Below are 13,841 nucleotides of genomic sequence, written 5' to 3'. Positions count from 1 at the left end.
GTCCCACCACCCGAGGCCGCCGCCCCCGTCCCTCACACGCTCACCTCGCGGCAGGCCCGGTAGAAGTCCTTCCAGCCGTCGCGCTCGCGGACCACCGTCTCCAGGTACTCCTGCCAGATGACCCGGTCCGCCGCCGGGTCGCGGACCACCGCGCCGAGGATGCCCGCCGCGACATCGCCCGGCCGCAGCACGCCGTCGCCGAAGTGGGCGGCCAGGGCGAGCCCGTTGGTGACGACGGAGATCGCCTCCGCCGTGGACAGGGTGCCGCTGGGCGACTTCAGCTTCGTCCGGCCGTCGGCGGTGACCCCGTCGCGCAGCTCGCGGAAGACCGTGACGACCCGGCGGATCTCGTCGAGCCCGTCGGGTGCGGCCGGCAGGTCGAGGGAGCGGCCGATCTGGTCGACGCGCCGCGAGACGATGCCGACCTCGGCCTCGGGGCTCTCCGGCAGCGGCAGCACCACGGTGTTGAAGCGGCGGCGCAGGGCGCTGGACAGGTCGTTGACCCCGCGGTCGCGGTCGTTGGCCGTGGCGATCAGGTTGAAGCCGCGGACCGCCTGCACCTCCTGGCCCAGTTCCGGTATCGGCAGGATCTTCTCCGACAGGATCGTGATGAGCGTGTCCTGCACGTCGGCCGGGATACGCGTCAGTTCCTCGACGCGGGCCGTCATGCCCTCGGCCATGGCCCGCATGACCGGGCTGGGCACGAGGGCGTCACGGCTCGGGCCGTGGGCGAGCAGCTGCGCGTAGTTCCAGCCGTAGCGGATGGCCTCCTCCGGGGTGCCGGCGGTGCCCTGCACCAGCAGCGTGGAGTCGCCGCTGACCGCCGCGGCCAGGTGCTCGGACACCCACGTCTTCGCCGTGCCCGGCACGCCGAGCAGGAGCAGGGCGCGGTCGGTGGCGAGCGTGGTGACGGCGACCTCGACGATGCGGCGCGGGCCGACGTACTTGGGACTGATCACGGTGCCGTCCGGCAGGGTGCCGCCGAGCAGGTACGTCGCGACGGCCCAGGGCGACAGCTTCCAGCGGGCCGGGCGGGGACGGTCGTCCTGGGCGGCCAGCACGGCGAGTTCATGAGCGAAGGCGTCCTCGGCGTGCGGTCGCAACGCCTCGTTCGATTCCGTCTCCCCCGCTTCGACGGACGTCGGCTCCACGGACACGGTCATGGCAAAGTCCCCCTCCAGCTCGGCCGGTTCGGATCTGACACCAACGGTGCACCACACCACTGACAATGCGTCCTGACCTGCGCAAACGCCCTGCCGGAGCCGCTCGCGGACCCGATTGTCAGTGGTGGGATCTACCTTCGATGGCATGACTCAGCAGGGGGTGCGCTGGACCGCGGACCAGGTGCTGGCACTGGCGCCTGACGCGGCATCACGCAAAGCGGGAAGCAAACTCGGCGCGGCGGGGCCGTGGTCCGAGGCGGGGTGTGCCGACGAGGGGACGGTGTGGGGGCTGTGCAAGGGCAGCGGAAGCAAGCCGTATCAGACGGTCGTGGACATCGCGGACGCCGCCGGGCCCGCGTACAAGTGCAGTTGTCCCAGCCGCAAGTTCCCGTGCAAGCACGCGCTGGGGCTGCTGCTGCTCTGGGCCGCAGACGAGGCGGCGGTGCCGCCGGGGCAGGTACCGCCGTGGGCGGCGCAGTGGACAGCGGGGCGGCGCGGGCGCGCAGAGGAGAAGAAGGCCGGGGACGGCTCCGGTGCGCCGTCCGGGTCCGCTGATCCGCAGGCGGCGCGACGCCGGGCGGAGCGCCGCGCCGAGCGGGTCACGGCGGGCGCGGTGGAGCTGGAGCAGCGCCTGGTCGATCTGCTGCGCGGCGGCCTGGCGACCGCGGAGCAGGCGGGGTACGGCCTGTGGGAGGAGACGGCGGCCAGGATGGTCGACGCCCAGGCCCAGGGGCTGGCGGGCCGGGTGCGGGAGTTGGGGGCGATCCCGGCCACCGGCCCGGGCTGGCCGGTGCGGCTGCTGGAGGAGTGCGCGCTGCTGCATCTCCTCGGCCGGGGCTGGCTGCGCCGCGAGCGGCTCCCGGACGGCCTCGCCGCCACGGTCCGCTCCCGCATGGGCCTCCCGGCCTCCGCGGACGGCCCGTCGCTGCGCGACCACTGGCTGGTCCTCGCCCAGTACGACACGGCGGACCCGCGTCTGACGACCCGCCGGATCTGGCTGCACGGCGCCGCCTCGCACCGCACCGTGCTGCTCCTCTCCTACGGCGCCGCAGGCCGCGCCCCGGAGCTGGCGCTGCCGGTGGGCCTGAGCCTGGAGGCCGAGGTGTCCGCGTACCCGGGCGCCGGGCAGCCGCGGGTGGCCCTGGGCGAACGGTTCGCCCCGCCCGCGCCCGCGGCGATACGTCCGCCGGGGATGACGACGTCCCGGGCGGCGGCCCGTTACGGCGACGCCCTGCGCGAGGACCCGTGGCTGGAGTCCGTCCCGGTGACCCTGGACCGGGTCGTCCCGGCCCCGGACGGCGACTCCTGGCAGCTGGCGGACGCCGACGAGGACGCGGCCTTGCCGCTCACTCCCACCGCGCGTTCCCGGCCGGGTCTGTGGCGGCTCGTCGCCCTGTCGGGCGGGGCTCCGGTCAGGGTTTTCGGCGAATGCGGCCACCAGGGCTTCACCCCGCTGACGGCCTGGCCCGAGGGCCCGGGCGACGCGGTCGCGCTGTGCTAGAGCCGGCGACAGCGGCCCCGCCCACGGCACTTCACCCCGCCCCGCCCATCCCACAGATCCACGCATCTTTCAGGCATCACGGGACAACCGGTAAGGGCGAGCCTTCAACCACCGGGCGCCCCGCGGAAAGGAAGCTCATGACCAGGACCTCCGCTCCCGTGGACGCGCCCGGCGCGGACGCCTGGGAGGGGCTCGTCACCACCGCGCTGCTGGGCACCGACCGGCGCACCCCGCCCGGCACCGCGCCGGGCCGGGACGCCCCCGTGGCCCTACTGGACGCGGCGGCCGTGGAGACCGTCCGACGGCGGGCCGGTCTGCGCCCGGCGCGGGCGGCTGAGCGTCCGCAGCCGGCTCCGGAGGACGCGCGACCTGCGCTGCCGCCGGCGGCTGCCCGCAGGCTCGCCATGCTGCTCGCCGACCGCCCCGGCCCGTCCGGCGGCGGCCGGCGGGGCGCCGCGCCCGACCTGACGGAGCTGCTGCCGCAGTGGCTCGCGGCGGCGAACGCCCGTGGTTTTGCGCCGCCTCCGCAGGCGCTTCCGGCGTTGCTGGACGCGGCCCGGGGCCGTACCGACCTGCGTCCGGCGGCGCTGGAGTTCGCGGGCCCGCGAGCCCTGTGGATGGCCCGGCTGAACGCGGACTGGCGGTTCGCCCTGCGCGCGACCCCGGGCGGCGGAGCGGCCCTGCCGCACCTCGAGGACGACGACAGGGTCCAGCAGCTGTGGCAGGAGGGCCTGTTCGCCGAACGCGTCGCCCTGCTGTCCGCCCTGCGCTCACGCGAACCGGCCGCCGCCCGCGACCTGCTCGCGACGACGTGGGCGACGGAACGGGCCGAGGACCGGCTGATGTTCCTCGATTCCCTGCGCGCGGGCCTGGGCCCGGACGACGAGCCGTTCCTGGAACAGGCCCTGGCCGACCGCGGCCGCAACGTCCGGGCGACGGCGGCGGAACTGCTGTCGGCGCTGCCCGGTTCGGCGCTCGCCGCGCGGATGGCGGTCAGGGCGGAGGCGTGTGTCGCCATCGACCACCTGCAGACCGCGCAGTCGCCGGGGACCGGCCTCGTGAGCAAGGGGCCCGGGGGGACCACGAAGAGCACCCCGACGATCGCCGTCGAGGCGCCGCACGAGTGCGATCCGGGCATGGAACGCGACGGCGTCGTGGCGAAGGCCCCGGCAGGACGGGGCGAACGGTCCTGGTGGCTCGGTCAGCTGGTGGAGGCGGCGCCGCTCGGGACCTGGTCGCGGCGGCTCGGCGGGCGCACGCCCCGGGAGATCGTGGCGCTGCCGGTGGCGGACGGCTGGCAGGGCGAACTGCACGCGGCGTGGTGCCGGGCGGCGGTGCGCCAGCGGGACGCCGAGTGGTCACGGGCGCTGCTCGGCGATCCGTCGGCGCCGGAGGCGGGCGGTCCGGGTGCGGTGTCCCTGGCCGAGCGGGCCAAGCTGCTCGGCACACTGGGCGCCGCCGAACGGGCCGCGTGGGTGGCCGGCTTCATCGCCGCGCACGGCCTGTCCGAGGCCTTTCAGCTGCTCGGGGTGTGCGCGGTGCCGTGGACCGCGCCGCTCGGCGGGGCCGTCGTGGACGCGCTCAACATCGCTCGGGACGCGGGGAGTTATCCATGGAGTTTCAGCGGAGTCATGGGCCTGGCCGAGCGCTGCCTCGCCCCGTCCGAGGCCTCCCGGCTCGACGCCCTGCTGGCCGTGCCGGACGAACCGGAGAACGCGTCCCCGGGAGCCGGCGGCTACTGGGCGGAGGCCTTCCAGCGCCTGGTCACGACCCTGCGTCTGCGCGCGGCGATGGCCGAGGAGCTGGGAGCGGCCTGACCCCGGTCCGCCCGTCCGGCGACGGGCGCCCTCCGGCAACCGGCTGCCGCCGTGCATGCCGACTACGGGGACGGCCGCCAGAGGCGGTCGCAGCCGTCCGCCCGACGAAGCGGCTCCACCGGACCGAGGGCGTGCGGGCACCGGCAGGGCCATGGCGCCCGGGCCGGCCCGCCGCAGGCCTACGCCTCCGCGGGCTGGCGCGCGTTCGTCCGGACCCAGTCCACGATGGACGCCGTCGTCGCGCCCGGAGTGAAGATCTCCGCGACGCCCTTCTCCTTCAGCAGGGGGATGTCCGCCTCGGGGATGATCCCGCCGCCGAAGACCAGGATGTCCTCCGCGTCCCGCTCCTTGAGCAGGTCGATCACCGCCGCGAAGAGCGTGTTGTGCGCTCCGGAGAGGATGGACAGCCCGATCGCGTCGGCGTCCTCCTGGAGCGCGGTGCCGACGATCTGCTCGGGAGTCTGGTGGAGCCCGGTGTAGATGACCTCCATACCGGCGTCGCGCAGGGCCCGCGCGATCACCTTGGCCCCGCGATCGTGGCCGTCGAGCCCCGGCTTGGCCACCACCACGCGGATCGGACCGGCTGCCACACCCATCACTGCCTCCATGAAGCGACTACATCCATCCGTACCGACAAGTACCGCACACATCGGGCAAGCCGTACACGCCGCACCGCACGGACACCCCACCCCGAACCGTCCGGGCAAGTGAACGAACGTTATCTCCAGCATCCCGCAACCGGCAGTTTCGGGGTGCGTACCGAGGGGGAAATCACACGATGGGACAAGCGCAAGGGGAGCCGCATCGGGGTTGCCCTACCGCCGCGCCGTCCACCACACACAGCGGCGGTCGGACACCTCGGCGAAAACACGCAGGGCAAGCACCGCACGCACAGCACGCAGGGCAGACACGGCGCACCAGCGGGGAGCCTCGTCACCCCACCGATCGGGGACCTCCGTCACACCACCGGCGTCACACACGCCACGCGCCGTGCTCTGTCCCCGCAGCTCACGCGGCTCACGCCGCTCTCGCGGTCACGGCCGGCCGTCTTCGCAGCTGCTTTCCACGAGGGCACACGGGGGGCGGAGCCGTCCTCCCGCGTGCCGACAGGAGGTCGGCCATGAAGGTCACCAGGGCTGCTCTGCCCTTTCTTCCGTTGTGCGAGCGCCTGCTGCCGGGAAGACTGGCCGGACTCTCCCTGGCTCTCCTGAAGGCCACCGCCCTGGAGGTCGCGATCCTGGCCGGGCATCTCCTCCTCTACCCGTCCGGCATCACCCAGGAGCGGCGCGCCCCCGCCCCGGCACCGCCTGCGGACGGCGCCGCCCAACTGCCCACGCAGGCCAAGCCTCCGGTCGTCCTGCTGCACGGCTTCATCGACAACCGCTCGGTCTTCGTCCTGCTGCGCCGCAGCCTCGCCCAGCACGGCAGGCAGCAGATCGAGTCCCTCAACTACTCGCCGCTGACCTGCGACATACGCGCCGCCGCCGAGCTGCTCGGCCGGCACATCGAGGAGATCTGCGAGCGCACGGGGGCCGACCGGGTCGACGTGGTCGGGCACAGCCTCGGCGGCCTGATAGCGCGTTACTACGTGCAGCGGCTCGGCGGCGACACCCGCGTACGCACTCTTGTCACGCTCGGCACGCCGCACTCCGGAACCCGAGTGATGCCCGTGGCGAACGCGCACCCCATCGTGCGCCAGATGCGCCCCGGCTCACCGGTGCTCGAGGAGCTCACTCTGCCCGCCCCTGACTGCCGTACGCACTTCGTCAGCTTCTGGAGCGACCTGGATCATGTGATGGTCCCGCTGGAGACGGCGTGCATCGACCATCCCGATCTGACGGCGCAGAATGTGCGCGTCACCGGCATCGGCCATCTCGCGCTGCCCGTGCACCCCGCCGTCGCCAACGGCATACGGCAGGTCCTCGACACGGCCCGCCCGGGTGAACCGTCCGTCGAACGCACCGGCGGTCTGACGGTCGCCTGAGACTCGTCATACAGCGGTCACTCAACGCCGCAGTACCGATCAACCTCGAACAAACTTCGAACACAGGGCCAAGCCCGTGTCCGCGGTCCGCCAAAACGCGGCCGAATGCCCGTTTCCTGCGCGCGCGAAACCTGCCGAAGATTGTCGTGCCCGCATACCGCCGGGTACAGTCGCCGCACTGCTCTGGCAGCCCCTGTTGTCGAGGCGAAAGAGAAGTTGGTGAACGACCGTCACCCGTCGGGGACCATGACCCCGGCTCCGGCTTCCGACGCCGCCTCCGCGCCCTACGCGCCGTACGGCACCCAGGAAGCCCAGTACGGCGACTTCACCACGTACGGCGACTACACCGCCACCGGATTCGACTCCACCGGTACCCACGGCACCGGTTTCGATGCCACCGGGCACGCCACCGCGAGCTTCGCGACCGACCCCCTCTTCGGCGACATGCCGGGCAGCGGCCAGGACACGGGAACCTACGACACCGGCCACTGGCCCACCGGCACGCACGAGAACGTGCACTACGACGCGTACGCGGCCCAGCACCACGCCGCCTACGACACCGGGGTCTACGACACGACCTCCTGGACGGCCGAGCAGCAGCCGATGCCGGTCATCCCGTCCCAGGCCCCGTCTCCCGACGCCACCGGGCAGTGGGAGGCCGGCGCCTGGCTCCAGCCCGACCAGTCAGGCAACCCCGCCGACCACACCCAGCAATGGGAGTGGGGCACGCAGACCTTCGACACGGGTGCCTACGACGCAACACAGTGGAACTCCGACGGCACCGCCGCACCGGCTCCCGAGGCGTACGAGCACCCCGCCGAAACCTTCGACCAGCACGAGACCGCGACGTTCGACCAGCTCACGTACGACGACTCCACCGGGGCCGGCTACCAGGACCCCGCCGCGGACAGCGGCGAGCCGGCCGCCACCGGTGAACTGCCCGTCGTCACCCCGCTCCTGGACGGTCAGGAGGACGTCGCAGCGCCGCCCTCGCGGGCGGCATCGCGCGCCGGTTCCCGTTCCCGCCGCCGTACGCCGCCCAAGCGCTCGGCGCTGATGACCATCGCGGTGCCGTCGGCGTGCGTGATGGGTGTCGCCGGGATCGCCGCCGCCTCCGTCGGCAGTTTCGCCGACGACAGTGCCGCTGAGGCGCAGACGACCGCGGCGGACGCGCAGCCGGTCAAGCCGGCCGCCGCCAACAACAAGCTGGACACACAGCTGCAGAGCCTCACCGCCGGCGCCGACGACTTCGCCGACCGGGCCAGCCGTACGCAGGAGCGCATCGACCTCAAGGCCCAGCAGGCCGCCGAGAAGAAGCGCGCGGCGGAGGAGGCGGCCCGCAAGGAGCGACTGCGCCCCAAGTTCGCCCTGCCGGTCGCCCGGCACGGACTCAGCGCCTACTACGGCCAGTCCGGCATCAACTGGATGTCCCTGCACACGGGCATCGACTTCCCCGTCTCGTACGGCACGACCGTGATGGCCGTGACCGACGGCACCGTGCGCACGCAGTGGAACAGCGCGTACGGCAACATGATGATCGTGACCGCGAAGGACGGCACGGAGACGTGGTACTGCCACCTCTCCACCTACACGGTCCCCTCGGGTACGACCGTGAAGGCCGGCGATCCGATCGCCCGCTCCGGCAACTCCGGCAACTCGACGGGCCCTCATCTGCACTTGGAGGTCCACACGGCCGGCGGCTCGCCGATCGACCCGCTCCCGTGGCTGCGCAGCCACGGCATCGACCCGACGTAACGTCCCGGCAGCCCCCGCCGGTCCGACCAGCGGGGGCTCACCTCACAGAACTACAGCTTCTCCACCGGCGCGTACCGCAGCAGCAGCCGCTTCGGCTTGGCCTCGCCGAAGTCGACCGTCGCCTCGGCGTTCCCGCCCGTGCCCTTGACCGCGACGACGGTCCCGAGCCCGAACTGGTCGTGCGTGACCCGGTCCCCGACCGCCAGGGACACCACCGGCTTCTCGGAGGTGCGGCGCGTGGCGAAACCGGAGGCTCCCGACGCCGACGAGCGCGAGCGGGACGAGGACAGCGAGGCCGCCACCGCCGAGACCGGACCGGAGGAGGCGGGTGCGGTCCCTCCCGTCCGCTTCCACTCCAGGTGGGCCGGCGGGATCTCCTCCAGGAACCGGGAGGGCGGGTTGTACGACGGCTGGCCCCAGGCGCTGCGCAGCGTGGAGCGCGTCAGATACAGCCGCTCCCGCGCGCGCGTAATGCCGACGTAGGCCAGGCGCCGCTCCTCCTCCAGCTCCTTGGCCTGCCCGAGGGCGCGCATGTGTGGGAAGACGCCGTCCTCCATGCCGGTCAGGAAGACGACGGGGAACTCCAAGCCCTTGGCGGTGTGCAGGGTCATCAGCGTGATGACGCCGTCGCCGTCCTCCTCGTCGGGGATCTGGTCGGAGTCGGCGACCAGCGCGACCTGTTCGAGGAACTCGGACAGGGTGCTCTGCTCCCCTTCGCCGCGCTCCTGCTCGAACTCCATGGCGACGGCGGCGAGTTCCTGGAGGTTCTCGATCCGGGTCTCGTCCTGCGGGTCGGTGGAGGCCTGCAGCTCGGCGAGGTACCCGGTGCGCTCCAGCACGGCCTCCAGCACCGTGGCCGGTCCGGCGCCGGACTCGACGATGGTGCGGAGGTCCTCCATCAGTGTGTTGAACCGCTTGACGGCGTTGGTGGAGCGCGCGGCCATGCCGTACGCCTCGTCGACGCGCTTGAGCGCCTGCGGGAAGCTGATCTTCTCCCGCTGGGACAGGGCGTCGATCATCGCCTCGGCACGGTCGCCGATGCCCCGCTTGGGGACGTTGAGGATCCGGCGTAGCGGCACCGAGTCCTCCGGGTTGGCCAGCACGCGCAGGTAGGCCAGGACGTCCCGGACCTCCTTGCGCTCGTAGAAGCGGACACCGCCGACGACCTTGTAGGGCAGGCCGACGCGGATGAAGATCTCTTCGAAGACACGGGACTGGGCGTTGGTGCGGTAGAAGACGGCGACGTCGCCGGCCTTGGCCTCGCCGGCGTCCGTGAGACGGTCTATCTCCTCGGCGACGAACTGCGCCTCGTCGTGCTCGGTGTCGGCGACGTAGCCGGTGATCCGGGCGCCGGCGCCCGCGTTGGTCCACAGGTTCTTGGGGCGGCGGGACTCGTTGCGCTCGATGACCGCGTTGGCCGCGCTGAGGATCGTCTGGGTGGAGCGGTAGTTCTGCTCGAGCAGGATCGTCGTCGCGTCCGGGTAGTCCTCCTCGAACTGGAGGATGTTACGGATCGTCGCGCCGCGGAAGGCGTAGATCGACTGGTCGGCGTCGCCCACCACGCACAGCTCGGCGGGCGGGACCTCGGCCTCGGGCGGTACGTCGACGGGGTGCTCGGAGGTGCCGACGAGTTCCCGGACGAGGGCGTACTGGGCGTGGTTGGTGTCCTGGTACTCGTCCACCAGCACGTGGCGGAAGCGGCGGCGGTAGTGCTCGGCGACGTCGGGGAAGGCGCGCAGGAGATTGACCGTCGTCATGATCAGGTCGTCGAAGTCGAGGGCGTTCGCCTCGCGCAGCCGCGACTGGTACATCGCGTAGGCCTGGGCGAGGGTCTTCTCGAAGCCGTCGGTGGCCTGGGCGGCGAAGTCCTCCTCGTCGATCAGCTCGTTCTTCAGGTTGCTGATCTTGGCGCTGAAGGACTTCGGCGGGAAGCGCTTGGGGTCGAGGTCCAGGTCGCGGCAGACCAGGGCCATCAGGCGCTTGGAGTCGGCGGCGTCGTAGATCGAGAAGGAGGACGTGAAGCCGAGCTTCTTGCTCTCCCGGCGCAGGATGCGCACGCACGCGCTGTGGAACGTCATGACCCACATGGCGTTCGCGCGCGGGCCGACGAGCTGCTCGACGCGCTCCTTCATCTCGCCGGCGGCCTTGTTGGTGAAGGTGATCGCGAGGATCTGGCCCGGGTGCACGTCCCGCTCGGCGAGCAGGTGGGCGATGCGGTGCGTGAGCACACGGGTCTTGCCGGAGCCGGCGCCGGCCACGATGAGCAGCGGGGAGCCGGAATGGACGACGGCGGCGCGCTGGTTGTCGTTCAGCCCTTCCAGGAGGGTGGCGGTGTCCACCACCGGGCGGGGGGCGCCGTCCCGGTAGTAGGCGTCCCGGTCCGGAGGCATGTCGAACTTCCCGCCGAACAGATCGTCCGGAATCGGCTCCGGTACGTGATCGTCCTCGGGCGGCGGCGGGGGCTCGTCCGCGGGGCCCCGCTGGGCCTGGAGGTTCGCCAGGAAGTTGTCGTCAAAGAGGCTGCTCATCGCTCTCCGAGTCTAGGGCGCCCCACTGACAGCCCGCCGCCGCCCTGAGAACATCGCCGCGCGCCCGGGGATCACGCCGTTCGCCCGGCGGCGCGATGTCGCCGTCCATGACCGCATGATCACGCCCTGCTACAACCCCCGCGATTGTGGACCTTTCATGACCAACCCCCCTCGATCGTTCACTCTCTGCAACGCTCATGAGTAAGGTCACGAAAATGTATCGGGCATATCACCCATCAACCTTCACAGAGGCCACACGAATTGGCTACGGTGCGACCAGGCCGCATGACCCCCACCGGCGAACGTCGCCGGGCCGCGCGGCCTCCGCCGAGTCCGGCGTGCCGCAGCGGCAGCCGGAGCCGGGGACCCAACCGTGAACCTGGGGTGAATCGGCCCGACTCCCTGTGCGGAGACGGCCGTAGGGCAAACCTTCCGAACCACCCGCCCGAACCCGACAGCTAACCCGGTAGGCGGAACATGGAAGGAGTCGCCTCCCTTGGCGTCGCACCGCAAGTCGCGTCCTACGGGTACGCGCGTGGCAGGCATACGGACCCCCGCCCTCGCAACGGCGGCCCTCACGTCCGTGGCCCTGCTGTCCCAGTCGGCCAACGCCGCCCCCGAGGCCGACGACAAGCCCAGCCTGGAGGAAGTCGAGAAGAAGGTCGACGACCTGTACCGCCAGGCCGAGTCGGCGACCGACAAGTACAACGCGGCCAAGGAGAAGACCGCGAAGCAGCGCAAGCGCGCCGACACCCTCATCGACGACGTCGCCCAGCGCACCCAGAAGCTCAACGAGGCGCGCGAGCAGCTGGGTTCCTTCGCCTCCGCCCAGTACCGCACCGGCGCCGCCGCCCCGGACACGGCGACGTTCCTGCTCGCGGACACCCCGCAGGACTACTTCGACCAGACCCAGTTGATGGACCGGATGACGGGCCGTCAGAAGGTCGCGGTCGACGACTACGTCACGCAGCAGTCCGAGACGATGGAGAAGCGCCAGGAGGCCACCGAGAGCCTCGAGACGCTCACCGAGTCGCAGGGCGACCTGAAGACGGCCAAGGCCACCGTCCAGCGGAAGCTCGCCGACGCGCGCGAGCTGATGTCGAAGCTGACCGCCGAGGAGAAGGCCCGGCTCGCGGCGATCGAGAAGGAGAAGCGCGAGGAGGCCGCCCGCAAGGCCGACGAGCTGGCCCGGCAACAGACCGCGCAGCAGCAGGCCCGGGACGAGGCCGCCCAGCAGCAGGACAGCTCGCCGTCGGGGTCGTCCGGCACCGGCTCGTCCTCCCCTGCGCCCCCGGCCGACTCCTCGTACGCCACCAAGGCCGACAAGGCGCTCACCTTCGCCCGCGCCCAGATCGGCAAGCCGTACGTGTGGGGCGCCGTCGGCCCCGGCTCCTACGACTGCTCGGGCCTGACCCAGGCCGCCTGGAAGGCCGCGGGCGTCACCCTGCCGCGCACGACCTACGACCAGGTGAACGCCGGCGCCACGGTCCCGCTCTCCCAGGCCCAGCCCGGTGACCTGGTCTTCTTCTACGACGACGTCACCCACGTCGGGGTCTACATCGGCAACGGCATGATGATCCACGCCCCGAAGCCCGGCACGTACGTGCGCGAGGAGTCGATCTACTACGACGGCGAGTCGGCGATCCACAGCGTGGTACGCCCGGCCTGAGCGGTCTCGTTGTGATTTTGAGGGGCACGCGCGCGTGCCCCTCTCGTCACGCGGGCGCCGCTCTCTAGCATCGGCACTATGTCCGGTCCCTCCCCGTTTGCCGCCTGGTGGGCGACGTATGCGCTGGCGACCGGCCTCGTGTCGGTCGGTCTCGACTCGGCGGGGTACGAGGTCCTCTCCCGCATCGCCCTCGTCCCGGCCTGTGCGGCCTGGCTGGTGGCGGCCGCGGGCCTCGCCCAGCGGGCGCACGGCGGATGGCGGGCGGAGGCGCCGGCCGCGCTCACCACCGTGGCGGCGACCGCCGTCCTCGGCACCGGCTTCTCCGCGGCCGGCCGGCAGCCCCTCGCCGAGGCGCTGCTGGCGCTCGCCCTGCTGCTCTGGGCGGTGCTGCTCACCGTGCGGGCCAGGGGGCGGCGCGGAACGGTGTTCCTGCGCTGCGTGGCCACCCAGGGGCTCGCGGTGCTCGGCGCCACGCTCGCCGCGGCACATGCGGCGGCCTGGCTCGCCCACGCGGCCCTGGTGCTGTTCTGGCTGGGCCTCGCGCTCTACGGCTTCGCCCTGTTCCGCTTCCAGCCCCGGCAGGTGGAGGAGGGGCGCGGGGACCAGTGGCTCGCGGCCGGCGCCCTCGCCGTCTCCTCACTGGCCGGGGCGAAACTCCTCAGCGCCGACAGCGCGCGCCTGTACCTGTGGAACGAGGAGAACGCCGGCGCCCTGCGCACGACGGCCGTCACGCTGCTCGTGCTCGCGCTGATCGCCTGCGTCGCCCTGCTCCTCGCCGAGCTCTTCTGGCCCCGGCACCACTACGACGTACGGCGCTGGTCGACCGTGTTCGCCGCGGTCGTGACGGCCGTGGCCACCCTGGCGGTCGCCGACGCCCTGGACGTCGCCTGGCTCGACGTCCCCGGAGAGGCGTTGCTGTGGATGGCGGTGGCCGCCTGGCTCGGGTGCACCGCCTGGGCGATCACCTCGGCCCGGGCCGGCGCCAGGCGCTCCCGGGTCAGGTCCAGAGCACGGCGATGAAGATGTTCGCCGTGGTCAGCAGGCCGACCAGGCCGAAGAGGCCCTTGTCCACCCTCTCGTCGTCCCGTTTCACGTAGACCAGGCCGAGGATCACGATCAGCAGCGCCAGCTTCACCCCGATCTTGATGTTGTTCACGGTCTGGTCGTCGGCCTGGTTGAGACCGACCAGGATCACGCCGGTGACCAGCATCGTGAGCGCGCCGTGCAGCATCGCGGGGGTGTAGCGGGCGGTACCCTCGCCCATCGCCTTCATCTGGGTGAGGAAGCCGCCCAGGAGGGAGGCGATGCCGATGATGTGGAGGCCGACGACGAGGTGGATGAGTACGTCCATGAGGCCGGAGCCTAATCAGGGGCTCCGAGGCCACCCGACACCGGCCCAGGGATGCATATATGCGCCCCATAGC

At 72.1% G+C, this 13,841-nt stretch carries 10 protein-coding genes and 1 riboswitch; of the genes, 6 read left to right on the top strand and 4 right to left on the bottom strand.

Annotated elements, in window-relative coordinates; all coding sequences use genetic code 11:
- Positions 1-32 precede the first annotated feature (32 nt).
- Positions 33-1,163 (bottom strand): ATP-binding protein, encoded by a 1,131-nt coding sequence (locus CEB94_RS24850; RefSeq protein ID WP_175434300.1) that lies wholly within the window; start codon positions 1,161-1,163, stop codon positions 33-35.
- 145 nt (positions 1,164-1,308) lie between these two features.
- On the opposite strand from CEB94_RS24850, the gene CEB94_RS24845 reads away from it, so the two are divergent.
- Both CEB94_RS24845 and CEB94_RS24840 read left to right on the top strand, forming a co-directional pair.
- Complete coding sequence (locus tag CEB94_RS24845) at positions 1,309-2,664, top strand: SWIM zinc finger family protein (RefSeq protein ID WP_175434299.1); 1,356 nt, start codon at positions 1,309-1,311, stop codon at positions 2,662-2,664.
- A 137-nt stretch (positions 2,665-2,801) separates the two neighbouring features.
- Positions 2,802-4,481 (top strand): DUF5691 domain-containing protein, encoded by a 1,680-nt coding sequence (locus tag CEB94_RS24840; RefSeq protein ID WP_175434298.1) that lies wholly within the window; start codon positions 2,802-2,804, stop codon positions 4,479-4,481.
- Positions 4,482-4,660: 179 nt separating this feature from the next.
- On the opposite strand, the gene icmB is transcribed toward CEB94_RS24840, so the two are convergent.
- Complete coding sequence (gene icmB / locus CEB94_RS24835) at positions 4,661-5,077, bottom strand: coenzyme B12-dependent isobutyryl CoA mutase small subunit (RefSeq protein ID WP_175434297.1); 417 nt, start codon at positions 5,075-5,077, stop codon at positions 4,661-4,663.
- A gap of 524 nt (positions 5,078-5,601) precedes the next feature.
- Between icmB and CEB94_RS24830 the strand changes: the two genes are divergently transcribed.
- Positions 5,602-6,465, top strand: a complete 864-nt coding sequence (locus tag CEB94_RS24830) for an esterase/lipase family protein (RefSeq protein WP_175434296.1) — start codon at positions 5,602-5,604, stop codon at positions 6,463-6,465.
- 219 nt (positions 6,466-6,684) lie between these two features.
- Positions 6,685-8,220 carry a M23 family metallopeptidase gene (locus tag CEB94_RS24825; protein ID WP_246111905.1) on the top strand — a complete coding sequence of 512 codons (1,536 nt, stop codon included), beginning with the start codon at positions 6,685-6,687 and terminating at the stop codon, positions 8,218-8,220.
- Between the two features lie 50 nt (positions 8,221-8,270).
- Here the strand turns inward: CEB94_RS24825 and pcrA are convergent, their stop codons facing one another.
- Positions 8,271-10,748: a DNA helicase PcrA gene (gene pcrA / locus CEB94_RS24820; RefSeq protein WP_175434294.1), complete on the bottom strand. Its 2,478-nt coding sequence runs from the start codon at positions 10,746-10,748 to the stop codon at positions 8,271-8,273.
- A 315-nt stretch (positions 10,749-11,063) separates the two neighbouring features.
- A riboswitch (cyclic di-AMP (ydaO/yuaA leader) is annotated at positions 11,064-11,236 on the top strand.
- An 8-nt stretch (positions 11,237-11,244) separates the two neighbouring features.
- Here pcrA and CEB94_RS24815 point away from each other — a divergent pair.
- On the top strand, positions 11,245-12,417 hold the full coding sequence (locus CEB94_RS24815; RefSeq protein ID WP_175434293.1) for a C40 family peptidase: 1,173 nt from the start codon (positions 11,245-11,247) through the stop codon (positions 12,415-12,417).
- A 78-nt stretch (positions 12,418-12,495) separates the two neighbouring features.
- Complete coding sequence (locus CEB94_RS24810; RefSeq protein ID WP_175434292.1) at positions 12,496-13,437, top strand: SLAC1 family transporter; 942 nt, start codon at positions 12,496-12,498, stop codon at positions 13,435-13,437.
- Here the strand turns inward: CEB94_RS24810 and CEB94_RS24805 are convergent.
- Positions 13,415-13,768 carry a hypothetical protein gene (locus CEB94_RS24805; RefSeq protein WP_175434291.1) on the bottom strand — a complete coding sequence of 118 codons (354 nt, stop codon included), beginning with the start codon at positions 13,766-13,768 and terminating at the stop codon, positions 13,415-13,417. The two genes, CEB94_RS24810 and CEB94_RS24805, sit on opposite strands and share 23 nt — an antisense overlap.
- Positions 13,769-13,841: the final 73 nt, after the last annotated feature.

It is taken from the genome of Streptomyces hawaiiensis, assembly GCF_004803895.1.
Taxonomy (GTDB): domain Bacteria; phylum Actinomycetota; class Actinomycetes; order Streptomycetales; family Streptomycetaceae; genus Streptomyces; species Streptomyces hawaiiensis.
This window is presented reverse-complemented; position numbering and strand designations above follow the sequence as displayed.

Excerpts from the sequence above, each read along its gene's own strand:
- CEB94_RS24850 (WP_175434300.1), bottom strand. The coding sequence starts at position 1,163 with ATGACCGTGTCCGTGGAGCCGACGTCCGTCGAAGCGGGGGAGACGGAA.
- CEB94_RS24845 (WP_175434299.1), top strand. The coding sequence starts at position 1,309 with ATGACTCAGCAGGGGGTGCGCTGGACCGCGGACCAGGTGCTGGCACTG.
- CEB94_RS24840 (WP_175434298.1), top strand. The coding sequence starts at position 2,802 with ATGACCAGGACCTCCGCTCCCGTGGACGCGCCCGGCGCGGACGCCTGG.
- icmB (WP_175434297.1), bottom strand. The coding sequence starts at position 5,077 with ATGGGTGTGGCAGCCGGTCCGATCCGCGTGGTGGTGGCCAAGCCGGGG.
- CEB94_RS24830 (WP_175434296.1), top strand. The coding sequence starts at position 5,602 with ATGAAGGTCACCAGGGCTGCTCTGCCCTTTCTTCCGTTGTGCGAGCGC.
- pcrA (WP_175434294.1), bottom strand. The coding sequence starts at position 10,748 with ATGAGCAGCCTCTTTGACGACAACTTCCTGGCGAACCTCCAGGCCCAG.
- CEB94_RS24810 (WP_175434292.1), top strand. The coding sequence starts at position 12,496 with ATGTCCGGTCCCTCCCCGTTTGCCGCCTGGTGGGCGACGTATGCGCTG.
- CEB94_RS24805 (WP_175434291.1), bottom strand. The coding sequence starts at position 13,768 with ATGGACGTACTCATCCACCTCGTCGTCGGCCTCCACATCATCGGCATC.